This window comes from Polaromonas sp. (genome assembly GCF_018780625.1).
Lineage (GTDB): Bacteria > Pseudomonadota > Gammaproteobacteria > Burkholderiales > Burkholderiaceae_C > Polaromonas.
This window is the reverse complement of sequence record NZ_JADMJK010000091.1, coordinates 1-13310: the sequence shown is the minus strand read 5'-3', so window position 1 is coordinate 13310 and position 13310 is coordinate 1. Positions and strand designations below refer to the sequence as shown.

Sequence of the window (13310 nt, the reverse complement as noted above, 5' to 3'; positions counted from 1 at the left end):
GGCATGCCCATGGTGACCACCACGCGCGCCGAACGCCCGGCCAGCGCCTTCTGCCCAAACGGGTTGTCGCCTTCGGCCTTGAAGGCAAATCCGGGCCGCGCCACCTGTTCCAGAAAACCCTTGAGCAGCGCCGGCATGTCGCCCAGCCACAGCGGAAAAAACAGCACCAGGTGCTGCGCCCACGCGATATCGGCTTGGGCCTGCAGCAAGGCGGGCGGCAGGTCGCCGCGCTCCCAGGCTTCCTGGCTGCGCAGCATGGGAAAGTCCAGTGCCGCCACCTGCACGCGGCGCACCTCATGCCCGTGCGCGAGCGCGCCGCTGGCGTAGGCGTCTTCCAGCACGTGCCCCAGATGGCGCTGGGTCGCGTCGGGGTGGCCCTGAATCAAGAGAATGCGTTGGGTCATGTCAGGCTCCTGCTGCAAATTTGCGGGCAATGCCTGCATGGTGGCAGGGCGCACAGCAAAAGCGTTTGACGCAGCGCAACGGCCCGGCTGTCAAAATCAGCACAAACTTTCACTGTCCACCTTGCCGGAGCCCGCCATGACCCATGAACCCCGCCTGAGCCTTGCCCTGCGCGAACTGCTGGCCGCGCGCCGCGTGGCGGCGCTGGGCACGCTGGACGCCGAGCGCCCCGAGCAGCCGTTTGTGTCGATGGTGCCGTTTGCCCGCTGCGCCGACCAGGGCGGCCTGGTGGTGCACCTCAGCGCCCTGGCCCCGCACACGCGCAACCTGCTCGCGCACCCGCAGGTGTCGCTGATGGTCATGGCCGCTGAAGTGGACGGGCAAGCGGTGCATGCCCTGCCGCGCGTCACGCTGGACGCCATGGCCCAGGTGCCCGAGCCGGGCAGCGCCGCCTGGGCAGCCGCGCGCGCCGCCTACCTGGCGCGCTTTCCCGAGGCCGAGCCGATGACCGCGCTGGGCGACTTCATGTTCGTGCTGCTGCGCCCCACCGGCGCGCGGCAGGTGGCCGGGTTTGGCGCGGCCCGCCAGGTCGACGGGGACGAACTCACCCGGATGCTGGCAGACTGATGCCGCGACCAAGGTGGAACTTGTTCAGCGCTGCAGCAGTCCGACCAATTTGACGCAGGAGACCCGACCATGACCCCGCTTGCAAACCCCCAAAACGCAGCACTGGCTGCCCCCCGCAACCGGCAGCGCCGCCATCTGGTGACGGCGCTGGTGGCCGCGCCCTTTGTCTGGACCGGCGCCCGCGCGCAGGCCCCGCAGGCGCGAACGCTCACGCCGACCCAGACCGAAGGCCCGTTCTACGCGGTCGTCCTGCCGGCCGACAGCGACTTTGACCTGCTGCGCAACGGCAGCCAGCGCTACAGCCGTGGCCAGCCGGTGTGGCTGGAAGGCACGGTGACCGACCGCGCCGGCCAGCCCGTGCGCGGCGCGCAAATTGAAATCTGGCAATGCGACCACGCCGGCCACTACCACCACCCGGGCGACGGCGGCCGCGCCGACGCGGCGTTTCAGGGCTTTGGCCGGGTCACCGCCGGGGCCGACGGGCAGTACCGCTTTCGCACCATACGCCCGGCGCCCTACAGCGGGCGCACGCCGCACATTCACGTCAAGGTCAAGCTGGGGCCGCACGAGTTGCTGACGACCCAGCTCTACGTGGCAGGCGACACGGGCAATGCGCGTGACGTCTTGTGGCGGCGCCTGCCCGACGACGCGGCACGCGCGGCGCTGACGGTGCCGTTCACGCCGGGCCAGGGCGGCCTGCGCGCCACCTTCCCCATCGTGGTGGACGCCTGACGGCCCAGCGCACCGGCGCTACCATGGCGGCATGACCCAACACCTCTTCATCCTCACCGGCGCCTCGCGCGGCATGGGCCTGGCCATGGCCCGGCAACTGCTGCAGCCGGGGCATACGCTCTTGTGCCTGTCGCGCCACACCAGCGACGCGCTGGCACAGCAGGCGGCCAGCAGCGCTTGCGAGCTGATTCAATGGCCGCAAGACCTGGCCGAGGGCGCAGCGGCCAGCGCCCGGCTGGCCGACTGGCTGACCACGCAGGCAGCCGATGCCTATGCCAGCGCCACGCTGATCAACAACGCCGGCGTGATTCCGCGCATTGGCCCGGTCCGCGACGCCGACGCAGCCGATCTGGCCCACGCCCTGCGCGTGGGGCTCGAAGCACCGATGCAACTCACCGCCGCCTTTCTGCACGCCACCGCCACGTGGACAGCGGCGCGCAAGGTGCTCAACATTTCCTCGGGGCTGGGCCGGCGCGCCATGGCGTCGCAAGCCGGCTATTGCACGGCCAAGGCGGGCCTGGACCACTTCACGCGCTGCCTGGCGCTGGAAGAAGGGCTGAAACCCGGGGGCGCCAAAGTGTGCGCGCTGGCGCCCGGGGTGATAGACACCGACATGCAGGTGCAGCTGCGCGGCGCCAATGCCGCCGCGTTCCCGGACCGCGCCAGCTTTGTCGGCCTGAAAGACCGGGGCCTGCTGACCTCGCCCGACGACGCGGCCGCCCGGGTGCTGGCCTGGCTTGAGCGCGCCGACTTCGGCGCCAACCCGGTGGCTGACGTGCGCGACGCGGGCTGATGGGCAGCCACCGGGCCGCTTGCCGTCACCCTGTCCTGGTGCTTGCGCCTGCACGCCGATTCGGCCGGGCTTCTGGTGCCCAGGTGATTTTCGTCAACGGCGGCAGACTCTAAACAGACCAGCATGGACTCCCACATCATCAGGGAGCCCCGTCATGCGCATCGGCATTCCAAAGGAAATCAAGGCCCATGAATACCGGGTGGCGGCCACGCCCGAGGGAGTGCGGGAGTTCGTCGCGCACGGGCACCAGGTGCTGGTGGAAAAAAATGCCGGCGCGGCCATTGGCCTGCTCGATGCCCACTACCTGGCGGCTGGCGCGGAACTGGCAGACACCCCGCAAGAGGTATTCGCGCGGGCCGGCCTGGTCCTGAAAGTCAAGGAACCCCAGCCGCAGGAATGCCGGCTGCTACGGCCTGAACAGGTGCTGTTCACCTACCTGCACCTGGCCGCCGACCCCGCGCAAACCCGGCTGCTGATGGACTCGGGCGTGACGGCCATGGCCTATGAAACCGTGACCAGCCCGGCCGGCGGCCTGCCGCTGCTGGCACCCATGAGCGAGGTTGCGGGCCGCATGGCCCTACAGGTGGGCGCGGCCTGCCTTGAAAAACCCCGCGGCGGCGCGGGCGTGCTGCTGGGCGGCGTTCCGGGTGTGGCGCCAGGCAAGGTGGTGATTCTGGGGGGCGGCGTGGTCGGCAGCAATGCCGCCAGGATGGCCGTGGGACTCGGCGCCCAGGTCACGGTGGTGAACCGCTCGGCCGAACGCCTGCGCCGCCTGGACGAGCAGTTCGGCAACCGCATCCAGACCCGCTACGCCACTGCGGCCACGATTGAAGCGCTGGTGCTGGACGCTGACCTGGTGATAGGCGCGGCGCTGGTGGCGGGCGCCGCCGCGCCCAAACTGGTGCGGCGCGAATGGCTGGCCCGCATGCGGCCGGGTTCGGTGCTGGTGGACGTGTCCATCGACCAGGGCGGCTGCTTCGAGACCAGCCACCCGACCACCCATGCCGAGCCGACCTTTGTGGTCGATGGCATCGTGCACTACTGCGTGGCCAACATGCCCGGCGCGGTGGCCCGCACGTCGACGTTTGCGCTGACCCAGGCGACGCTGCCGTTTGCGCTTGCGCTGGCCGACAAGGGCTGGCAGCAGGCGCTGGCCGACGATACGCACCTGGCCAACGGGCTCAATGTGCAGGACGGCCGGGTCACGCATGCCGCCGTGGCACGCGCGCTGGGCTACGTTTAAAACCCGCCCGCGCGGGGGTGGGCCATCGGCCTTGATGCACATCAAGCCCCGCCCGGCAGGCCCTCTCCACAATGGCCTGAATACAAGGAGCGCGCCATGGGTCGCCCGGCCATCATTCACAAGAATCCTGCTGACCTGGCGCCGCCGCCCAACCTGGCCGACTACGCCGCCACCTGCCGCACATTTTCGTGGGACGCGGCACGGCGCGAACTGGCCGGCCTGCCCGGCGGCGGACTCAACATTGCCCATGAAGCCGTAGACCGCCATGCAGAAGGCGCGCTGGCCGACCATGTGGCCTTTCGCTTTCTGGGCAGCCAGGGCCAGCATGACATCCGCTACCGCGAACTCTCCCGCCTCACCAACCGCTTTGCCAACGTGCTAAGGGCGCTAGGCGTGCAGCGTGGCGAGCGCGTGTTCGTGCTGACCGGCCGCATTCCGGCGCTGTACACGGCGGTGCTGGGCAGCTTCAAGCAGGGCTGCGTGGTGTCGCCGCTCTTCTCCGCTTTTGGCCCCGAGCCGCTGGCCACGCGCCTGCAACTCGGCGAAGGCGCGGTGCTGGTCACCACCGACGGGCTGTATGCGCGCAAGGTGGCGCAAATCCGCGCGCAGCTGCCCGCCTTGCGGCATGTGCTGCTGGTCAGCGACGAAGGGCAGCCGACCGCGATCCCCGGCACGCACGACCTGGCGCAACGCATGGCCGAGGCTTCAGAATACTTTGACATCGTGGCCACCCAGCCGGAAGACCCGGCCCTGCTGCACTTCACCAGCGGAACCACCGGCACCCCCAAGGGCGCGCTGCATGTGCATGGCGCGGTGGTGACGCACTGGGCCACCGGCCGCTACGCGCTGGACCTGCATCCAGAGGACATCTTCTGGTGCACGGCGGACCCGGGCTGGGTCACAGGCACCTCCTACGGCATCATTGCACCGCTGCTGCATGGCGTGACCTCCATCGTCGATGAAGCCGAGTTCGACGCCGAGCGTTGGTGGCGCATCCTGCACGAGCAGCAGGTCAGTGTCTGGTACACCGCGCCCACGGCGATCCGCATGCTGATGAAGACGGGGGCCGAACTGGCCCGGCGCTACGACTACCCGAAGCTGCGCTTTGTCGCCAGCGTGGGGGAGCCGCTCAATCCCGAAGCGGTCTGGTGGGGCATGGACGTGCTGGGCAAGCCGATCCACGACAACTGGTGGCAGACCGAAACCGGCGGCATCATGATCGCCAACCTGCCGGCGCTGGACATCAAGCCCGGCTCCATGGGTCTGCCCCTGCCTGGCGTCGAGGCCGCCATCGTGCAGCAGCATGCCGACGGCTCCGTCGAGGTGCTGGACCAGCCCGACCAGGAGGGCGAGCTGGCGCTCAAACGCGGCTGGCCCTCCATGCTGCGCGGCTACCTGAACAACGAGGCGCGCTACCAGAAATGCTTCGCGGGCGACTGGTACCTGACCGGTGACCTGGCGCGGGTGGACGCCGACGGCTACTACTGGTTCGTCGGCCGGCTTGATGACGTGATCAAGTCGGCCGGCCACCTGATTGGCCCGTTCGAGGTGGAAAGCGCGCTGATGGAACACCCGGCCGTGGCCGAGGCCGGGGTGATCGGCAAGCCCGACCCATTGGTGGGTGAAGTGGTCAAGGCCTTTGTCTCGCTGAAAGAAGGCTTTGCACCCAGCGACGCGCTGCGCCTGGAACTGATGGGCCATGCGCGTAAAAGACTGGGCGCCGCCGTGGCGCCCAAGGACATCGCTTTCCTGGCCACGCTGCCGCGCACACGCAGCGGCAAGATCATGCGGCGCCTGCTCAAGGCGCGCGAACTGGGCCTGCCGGAAGGCGACACCTCAACCCTGGAGGCCGGCGCATGACCCCTGTTCACGCCAGTCTGACGCTGTCGCTGGAACTGCTGACCGACATGCTGCGCATACGCCGCATGGAAGAAAAGTGCGCCGAACTCTATGGCGCCGGCAAGATACGCGGCTTTTTGCACCTCTACATTGGCGAGGAGGCCTGCGCGGCAGGCGCCCTGCGCGCCCTGGCGCCAGAAGACAGCGTCATCGCCACCTACCGCGAACACGCCCATGCACTGCTGCGCGGCGTGCCGCTGCGCGCCATCATGGCCGAGATGTATGGCAAGGCGTCGGGCTGCTGCCGGGGCCATGGCGGCTCCATGCACCTGTTTGACGCCGACCGGCACTTTTATGGCGGCAACGCCATTGTGGGTGGTGGCCTGCCGCTGGCGGTGGGGATGGCGCTGGCCGACAAGCTGCAGGGCACGAAGCGGGTGACGGCCTGCTTTTTTGGCGAAGGGGCCATGGCCGAGGGCGCCTTTCACGAGGCCATGAACCTGGCCGCGCTGTGGCAGTTGCCCTTGCTGTTTTGCTGCGAAAACAACCTGTACGCCATGGGCACGGCGCTGGCGCGTTCCCAGTCACAGACCGACCTGTGCGCCAGGGCCGCGAGCTACCGGGTGCCGGCCGTCAAGGTGGACGGCATGGACGTACGGGCGGTTCACGAAGCCACGCGTCAGGCTGCGCAACAGGTGCGCGCGGGCAGCGGCCCCTTCTTCATGGAATACGCCACCTACCGCTTTCGCGCGCACTCGATGTTTGACCCCGATCTGTACCGCGACAAGGCGGAAATCGAGCAATGGAAGCAGCGCGGGCCGATCCACAGCTTTACGGCAAAGCTCAAGGCGACAGGGGATCTGACCGAAAAAGCATTTCTGGCCCTTGACGCACGCGCCCAGGCCGAGGTGGCGGATGCGGCGGCCTATGCCGACGCGGCAGAACTGGAGCCGATAGAGGATTTGCTCAAAGATGTTTACACCCCACAGGGCCCGTCATGAAAATAAGTTACCGCGAAGCGCTGCGCCAGGCCCTGCGCGAGGCGCTCAAGAACGACCCGCGCGTCTTTCTGATGGGCGAAGACGTGGGCCGCTATGGCGGCACTTATGCGGTGTCCAAGGGATTTTTTGAAGAGTTCGGCCCGGAGCGCATACGCGACACACCGCTGTCGGAGCTGGGATTCGTGGGCGCTGGCGTGGGCGCGGCACTGGGCGGCATGCGGCCGATTGTTGAAGTGATGACGGTGAACTTCAGCCTGCTGGCGCTGGACCCGATCGTAAACACGGCGGCAAGCCTGCGCCACATGTCGGGCGGGCAGTTTTCAGTGCCGCTGGTGGTGCGCATGGCGACTGGCGCGGGCCGGCAGCTGGCGGCCCAGCATTCGCACAGCCTGGAAAACTGGTACGCCCACATTCCGGGCATCCGCGTGCTGGCGCCAGCCACCGTGGCTGACGCTCGCGGCATGCTGGGCCCCGCGCTGGCCGACCCGGACCCGGTGGTGATCTTCGAGCACGCGCAGCTCTACAACCTGGAAGCCGAGCTGCCCGATGACTGGCGCTGCGACATCACACATGCCGCCATCAGGCGCCCGGGCACGCAGCTGACGCTGATCACCTACGGCGGCAGCCTGCCCAAGGCCCTGCAGGCGGCCAGCGAACTGGCCAGCGAAGGCATGGACGTGGAAGTGATTGACCTGCGCGTGCTGCGGCCGCTGGACACGGCCACCGTCGCAGCATCGGTGCGCAAGACGCACCGCGCCGTGGTGGTTGACGAAGGCTGGAAAACCGGCAGCCTGGCGGCCGAAATCATGGCGCGGCTCATGGAAGACTGCTTTTTTGACCTCGATGCGCCGGTGGCGCGCGTGTGCAGCGAAGAAGTGCCGATTCCCTATGCCAAACACCTCGAAGACGCCGCGCTGCCGCAGGTCGCCAAGATCGTCGCCGTGGTGAAGGGGATGCTCCATGTTTGAGTTCAAGCTGCCCTCGCTGGGCGCCGACATGGACGAAGGCACGCTGCTGGAATGGAAGGTCAAGCCCGGCGACGCCGTGCACAAGGGCCAGGTCGTGGCGGTGGTGGACACCTCCAAGGCGGCGATCGACATCGAGATCTGGCAGGACGGCACGGTGCAGACGCTGCTGGTGGAGGCAGGCGACAAGGTGCCGGTGGGCGCGGTGCTGGCCACCTTGACGGCTCCGGGGGAAACCGCACCAGAGGCCGCACCAGCCGCCACAAGCCGCCAGCGCATATCCCCCGCAGCACGGCAAAAGGCGCAGGCGCTGGGCCTGGCCCTCAGCGCGTTGAAAGGAAGCGGCGCGGACGGCGTCGTGACGCTGGCCGACGTTGAACGGGCCGCTGCCTCGGCCGGGGCTGAAAAAACGGTAGCGCCGCCCACGCCCTCTTCTTCCCCTTCTTTCGCCGCCAACCGCCAGCTGGAAACGCGTCGCGCCATTGCCGCCGCCATGAGCCGCTCCAACCGCGAGATTCCGCACTACTACCTGCTGGAAACCATTCCGATGGCGCGGGCGCAGCAATGGCTGGAACATGAAAACGCAGGCCGCCCGATCACCGAGCGCCTGCTGATGGCGGTGCTGCAACTCAAGGCGGTTGCGCTGGCGCTGAAAAAGTACCCCGAGTTCAGCGGCGTATACCAGGACGACCAGTTCAAGCCCGCTGCAGCCGTCCACATCGGCGTGGCCATCTCGCTGCGCCAGGGCGGCCTGATCGCCCCGGCCCTGCACGACGTTGCAGCCAAGCCGCTGGCGCTGCTGATGCAGGAACTGGCCGATTTGGTCAAGCGGTGCCGCGCTGGCTCGCTGCGCAGCTCTGAAATGACCGACGCCTGCGTGACCGTGACCAACCTGGGTGACCAGGGCGTGGAAGCGGTGCTGGGCGTGATCTACCCGCCGCAGGTGGCGCTGGTGGGCTTTGGCAGCATGGCCAGGCGGCCGTGGGTGGATGCCGATGGCACGCTGGGCGTGATGCCCACCGTGACCGCCAGCCTGGCGGCGGACCACCGGGTATCTGACGGCCACCGTGGCGCGCTTTTTCTGGCCGAATTGCGCGCCTTGCTGCAGCAGCCCGAAGCGCTGTAAACCGGAGACCCACCAATGAATGATGCCCAATTGCGCAGCACCGTCGTGGCCACGCTGCTGTCGATTGCACCCGAAGTCGATGCGGCGCTGCTTGGCGACAACCGGCCCCTGCGCCTGCAGGTAGACCTGGATTCGATGGACTGGCTCAATTTCCTGATCGGGTTGAGCCAGCAGTTGAAGGTCGAGATTGCCGAGTCAGACTACGGGCAACTGGTGACGCTCAAGGACTTGCTGGCGTATTTGCGCGCCAGGCTGCCCCCGGCAACCGTTTAGCCGCGCACCACCAGCACCGGCTGCGTGGCATGCTGGAGCACCCGCTGCGTCACGCTGCCCAGCACCAGCTTTTCAAGCCCATGGCGGCCATGCGAGCCCATGACCACCAGATCCGCCTTGATCGCATCGGCCGTTTCGACGATGCCGCGCCACGTCGCATGGGCCTCCACCATCCGGGCATCCACTTTCAACCCTGCCGCTTCGACCTGCGTGCGCACGATGGCGAGCGCCTCCTGGGCCTCGGCCTTGGCTGCGGTCAAATACTCGGCCTGGCCATAGGCCAATTCAGTGGCCACGCCGGTAAAGGGATAGGGGTCGATCACGTAAATCGCTGTCACTGCGCTGCCATACGTGCTGGCGATGTCCACCGCCTGACGCACGGCTTGCAGCGCGGTGGAAGAGCCGTCGACGGGAACCAGAATATGTTTGTACATGATGCGTAGCCTCTTGAGATGAGTGGCAAATTTTTATTATGGTGGGCCCTGCGGCTGGCGCCTTGACCGGCATCAAGGCGGCGGTTGAATGGATCCGAATATCGATCTGAAGAAGTTGTTCGCAAGGCGGGCAGCAGCTTCAATGACCTGGATCAAAACCCGTCAGACCGTCATTGCGTAAGCTCTTGCGCTGGACAAACAGGAGCCCAACACATGCCGAATCTTGAATGGTCAGACGCACTTGCGCTGGACCTCCCCGTGATGGATGACACCCACCGCGAATTTGTGGTGCTGCTGGCGCAGGTAGAGACTGCCGCCGACGACGCACTGCTGGCCCACTGGCGCGCGCTGGTGGCGCACACCGACGATCACTTCGGCCGCGAGGATCAATGGATGCAGAGCACCCGGTTTTCGTCCAGCAACTGCCACAGCGTGCAACACAAGGTCGTGCTGCAAGTGATGCGTGAAGGCATCACCAGCGGCGAAGCCGGTAACTTGGGGGTCGTGCGCCAGATGGCGCGGGAACTGGCCATCTGGTTCCCGCAGCACGCCCAGTCTATGGACGCGGCGCTGGCGCTGCACCTGCGCCGCATCGGCTACGACCCGCTCACCGGCACAGTGGCCATGCCTGAGGCCTTGCCGCCAGACGTCATTCACGGCTGCGGCGGTGCCAGTTGTTCAGACCATGCCTCCGTGGAACCCGCCGGGCAGCCTGCCTGAGCCCTGCCCGGCCGGAGAAGGCATCGAACCTTGACCAGGATCATGTTTCAAAGCGGCTGGATGGCAGATACTGATGCTTGCAACTCCGGGAACCATCCGCATGAAACTACTGACCGACCTCTTCTCCACCGACTACGGCCTCATGAGCGTCATTGGCATCGCCTTCATGATCGGCATGGGCATTTTTTTCCTGCGCCTGTTCATGGGCAAGATGGACGAGGATGCCAAGCGGGCTGGCGAATAAGCCTTAAAGCCGCCCGGGCAGTTCACGCGGGTGAAGTGCCGAAAGAAAAAACCGGGCGGCTTCGCTCAGCGGCCTGTCCTTGCGGGTAATGGAGCCAAACGACTCCATCTTGTGCTGGATATGGCACGGCAACACCCTGAGCAGACCATGCCGGGCATAGGTGTCGGCAATCGACTGGGGCACCACGCCGACCATGTCGGTTTCGGCAATCAGGTTGGTGGTCGTGAGGATGGAGGCCGTTTCAATCAGGCCCCTTGGCAAGGGCGCCTGCTGCATCCTGAACTCCTGCTCCAGCACCTCGCGCATCGGACTGCCGGTGGGCTGCAGTATCCACGGGTAGTCGAGCAGGCTGGAGAACGGCACTGATTTCTTTTTCCCCAGCGGGTGGTGCATGCCCACCACGATGGCCAGCTCTTCGTTTTCCAGCGGCGTGAAAACGTAATCGGCCCACTGCTCGCCACGCACCCGCCCAATCGCCACATCCAGCACCCCTTCGCGCAGCAACTCGAACAGGCGGTCGCTGGTGTCGAGCGTCACATCAATCGACAGCAGCGGATAGGCTTTTTTCAGCGCAATGATGGCTTGCGTGAGCAAGGTGGGCGACGGCGCCATGATGCTGCCAACCGACACACGGCCCGAACTGCCCAGTTGCAGCTCAGCCAGCTCCCGCGTCATGGACGCGATGGAGCCGCGCAGGCCGCGGAAATAGCCCAGCACGCTGGTGCCGGCCGGCGTCAGCTTCTGGCCGCGCCCCACCCGCTCAAACAGCTTTTGCCCCAGCGCCGACTCCAGTTCGTGAATCATCTTGGTGGCGGCCGGCTGCGTCATGCCCAGTTCGCCCGACGCCTTGCGCAAGGTGCCGTGCTCGCCCACCGCCAGGATCAGGGCGACCTGCCGCATGCGCAGGCGGTTCAGAAGCTGGGGAATGTGTGAAATGGCTGAGATGTCGGACATGGGTGCGAGGCGTTTAAGGCAAAAAATGCAAGGCCAAATGATAACCACTGCTTATCAAATAATCATTTATTTTCAATTTACGATAAGTTTCAGCACCTCTACCATCTGCGCATTGCATCACCACAACAGTCCTGGAGACAACATGAAACTTTTACCCGCCCTGCTGGTAGCCGCCTGCACCCTCGCCTGCCAAGCCCCTGCCCTGGCTCAAGACTGGCCCACCAAACCGGTGCGCCTCCTGGTGGGCTCAGCCCCCGGCGGCGGCACGGATGCCATGGCGCGCGCCGTGGCCGACCGGCTCGGTCCGCTGCTCAAACAAGCCGTGGTGGTGGAAAACCGCCCCGGCGCATCCAACACCCTGGCCGCCGACGTGACGGCCAAGTCCACCGACGGCCACACGATGGTGATGGGCGTCTCGACCGCGCACGCCATTGCCCCGCATCTGCTCAAGCTGGGCTACGACAGCAACAAGGACCTGGTGCCGGTGGTGTTTGTGGGCGCGGTGCCCAATGTGCTGGTGGTCAACAATGCCCTGCCAGTCGATTCGGTCCAGTCGCTGGTCAAGCTGTCCAGGAGCCAGCCCGGCCAGCTCAACTACGCCTCCAGCGGCTCGGGCAGCACGCAGCACATCGCGGCCGAGCTGTTCAAAGATTCGGCCGGCGTGTTCATCACGCACATCCCTTATCGCGGCAGCGGCCCCGCGCTGATTGACCTGGTGGGCGGCCAGGTGCAGATGAGTTTCGACACCATGCCGTCGGTCATCGGCCAGGTCAGGAACGGCCGCATCAAAGCCCTGGCCGTCGCCAGCGCCAAGCGCAATCCGCAGCTGCCCAATGTGCCAACCATGGCGGAAGCCGGGCTGAACGGCGTGGAAATGAGCGCTTGGTACGGCATTTATATGCCGTCTTCCACGCCCAGGGCCGTGCAGGATCGGGTGTACGCCGACGTCACCAAAGTGCTGGCCCTGCCCGAGACCCAATCCCGCCTGGGGGCCATCGGCGCTGACCTGACGCCCATGACGCAGGCGCAGTTCGCGGCGTTTCACACGGCTGAAAACAAACGCTACGGCGACCTCATCGCCAAGAAGAACATCAAGCTGGACTGAACGCATGACCAAGCAGCAAACACCTGTCATTGCCCTGACGCTGGGCGACGCGGCAGGCATAGGCCCCGAACTGATAGCCCGCCTTTTGAGCCAGCCCGGCATCACCGAAGGCGCCAATGTCGTGCTCGTCGGCGACCCGTGGCTCTGGCTGGACGGCCAGCACATTGCCGGGCACGCCGTGGAAACACAAGCGGTGCAGACACTGGCCGAAGTGCGCAGCCGGCCCGACCCGCGCCTGCCGGCGTTTCTTGCCGTCAACAGCATCCAGCCTGACGCGGTAGCGCGCGGCCAAGCCAGGGCAGCCTGCGGCGCGTCGGTGCTGCAGGCGCTCAACCTTTGCATGGACGGGGCCCAACGCGGCGAGGTCGATGCCATCTGCTTTGCACCGCTGAACAAGTTCGCCATGAAGCAAGGCGGGCTCAAGCACGAAGACGAGCTGCATCACTTTGCCCAGTACCTGGGCGTGACCGGCTATTTCTGCGAATTCAACACGCTGGGCGACCTGTGGACTTCGCGCGTGTCCTCGCACATTCCGCTCAAGGATGCGGCGGCGCTGCTCAGCACCGAACGCATCGTGGATGCGGCCCGGCTGATCTACCAGTCCCTGCAGGCCAGCGGCACGGCAAACCCGAAAGTGGCGATTGCCGCCTTCAACCCGCACGGCGGTGATGGTGGCGTCTGCGGGCGCGAGGAAATCGACATCATCGCGCCGGCGGTCGAAGCACTGCGCGCCAGCGGCTTTGCGGTCGATGGCCCCTTCCCCGCCGACACCATCTTCCTGAAAGCACGCGACGGCCAGTACCAGGCCATCGTCACCATGTACCACGACCAGGGCCAGATCGCCATCAAGCT

Annotated in this window: 16 protein-coding genes; 13 read left to right on the top strand and 3 right to left on the bottom strand. The window is 66.5% G+C overall.

Translation table 11 applies throughout. From position 1 onward, the window contains the following. Positions 1–404 (bottom strand): NAD(P)H-dependent oxidoreductase (locus IV091_RS08440; RefSeq protein ID WP_293467528.1); only part of this gene is annotated, 404 nt, incomplete at its 3' end. Between the two features lie 136 nt (positions 405–540). Between IV091_RS08440 and IV091_RS08435 the strand changes: the two genes are divergently transcribed. The 9 genes from IV091_RS08435 (at position 541) to IV091_RS08395 (ending at position 9001) form a co-directional block, all read left to right on the top strand. After that, positions 541–1029, top strand: a complete 489-nt coding sequence (locus IV091_RS08435) for a pyridoxamine 5'-phosphate oxidase family protein (RefSeq protein ID WP_293467526.1) — start codon at positions 541–543, stop codon at positions 1027–1029. Positions 1030–1098: 69 nt separating this feature from the next. Further along, positions 1099–1761, top strand: coding sequence for a protocatechuate 3,4-dioxygenase (locus IV091_RS08430; protein WP_293467524.1), 663 nt, complete (start codon positions 1099–1101; stop codon positions 1759–1761). Positions 1762–1792: 31 nt separating this feature from the next. Then, positions 1793–2554, top strand: coding sequence for an SDR family NAD(P)-dependent oxidoreductase (locus tag IV091_RS08425; protein WP_293467522.1), 762 nt, complete (start codon positions 1793–1795; stop codon positions 2552–2554). 154 nt (positions 2555–2708) lie between these two features. Further along, the gene (gene ald / locus IV091_RS08420; RefSeq protein WP_293467520.1) at positions 2709–3797 is read left to right on the top strand and encodes an alanine dehydrogenase; all 1089 of its coding nucleotides are present in this window, start codon (positions 2709–2711) and stop codon (positions 3795–3797) included. Positions 3798–3893: 96 nt separating this feature from the next. Further along, positions 3894–5657 carry an acetate--CoA ligase gene (acsA, locus tag IV091_RS08415; protein ID WP_293467518.1) on the top strand — a complete coding sequence of 588 codons (1764 nt, stop codon included), beginning with the start codon at positions 3894–3896 and terminating at the stop codon, positions 5655–5657. Further along, complete coding sequence (gene pdhA / locus IV091_RS08410) at positions 5654–6637, top strand: pyruvate dehydrogenase (acetyl-transferring) E1 component subunit alpha (RefSeq protein ID WP_293467516.1); 984 nt, start codon at positions 5654–5656, stop codon at positions 6635–6637. The genes acsA and pdhA overlap by 4 nt, the downstream gene beginning before the upstream one ends. Then, entirely contained in the window at positions 6634–7605 is a 972-nt protein-coding gene (locus tag IV091_RS08405) for an alpha-ketoacid dehydrogenase subunit beta (protein ID WP_293467514.1), read from the top strand. Before pdhA ends, IV091_RS08405 begins: the two co-directional genes overlap by 4 nt. After that, complete coding sequence (locus tag IV091_RS08400; RefSeq protein ID WP_293467512.1) at positions 7598–8728, top strand: dihydrolipoamide acetyltransferase family protein; 1131 nt, start codon at positions 7598–7600, stop codon at positions 8726–8728. Before IV091_RS08405 ends, IV091_RS08400 begins: the two co-directional genes overlap by 8 nt. Positions 8729–8743: 15 nt before the next feature. Further along, positions 8744–9001, top strand: coding sequence for a phosphopantetheine-binding protein (locus IV091_RS08395; protein ID WP_293467510.1), 258 nt, complete (start codon positions 8744–8746; stop codon positions 8999–9001). On the opposite strand, the gene IV091_RS08390 is transcribed toward IV091_RS08395, so the two are convergent. Beyond that, entirely contained in the window at positions 8998–9435 is a 438-nt protein-coding gene (locus IV091_RS08390) for a universal stress protein (protein WP_293467508.1), read from the bottom strand. The two genes, IV091_RS08395 and IV091_RS08390, sit on opposite strands and share 4 nt — an antisense overlap. Positions 9436–9648: 213 nt before the next feature. On the opposite strand from IV091_RS08390, the gene IV091_RS08385 reads away from it, so the two are divergent. Together IV091_RS08385 and IV091_RS08380 are read left to right on the top strand one after the other, a co-directional pair. Then, positions 9649–10155, top strand: coding sequence for a hemerythrin domain-containing protein (locus tag IV091_RS08385; RefSeq protein WP_293467506.1), 507 nt, complete (start codon positions 9649–9651; stop codon positions 10153–10155). A gap of 100 nt (positions 10156–10255) precedes the next feature. Beyond that, the gene (locus IV091_RS08380) at positions 10256–10399 is read left to right on the top strand and encodes a DUF3149 domain-containing protein (RefSeq protein WP_293467504.1); all 144 of its coding nucleotides are present in this window, start codon (positions 10256–10258) and stop codon (positions 10397–10399) included. A 3-nt stretch (positions 10400–10402) separates the two neighbouring features. Here IV091_RS08380 and IV091_RS08375 read toward each other — a convergent pair whose 3' ends face one another. Continuing rightward, positions 10403–11353: a LysR family transcriptional regulator gene (locus tag IV091_RS08375; RefSeq protein WP_293467502.1), complete on the bottom strand. Its 951-nt coding sequence runs from the start codon at positions 11351–11353 to the stop codon at positions 10403–10405. 142 nt (positions 11354–11495) lie between these two features. Here IV091_RS08375 and IV091_RS08370 point away from each other — a divergent pair, with 142 nt between their 5' ends. Both IV091_RS08370 and IV091_RS08365 read left to right on the top strand, forming a co-directional pair. After that, positions 11496–12458, top strand: a complete 963-nt coding sequence (locus IV091_RS08370) for a tripartite tricarboxylate transporter substrate binding protein (RefSeq protein ID WP_293467499.1) — start codon at positions 11496–11498, stop codon at positions 12456–12458. A 4-nt stretch (positions 12459–12462) separates the two neighbouring features. Beyond that, on the top strand, positions 12463–13310 hold an 848-nt coding region (locus IV091_RS08365; RefSeq protein WP_293467497.1), incomplete at its 3' end, for a 4-hydroxythreonine-4-phosphate dehydrogenase PdxA.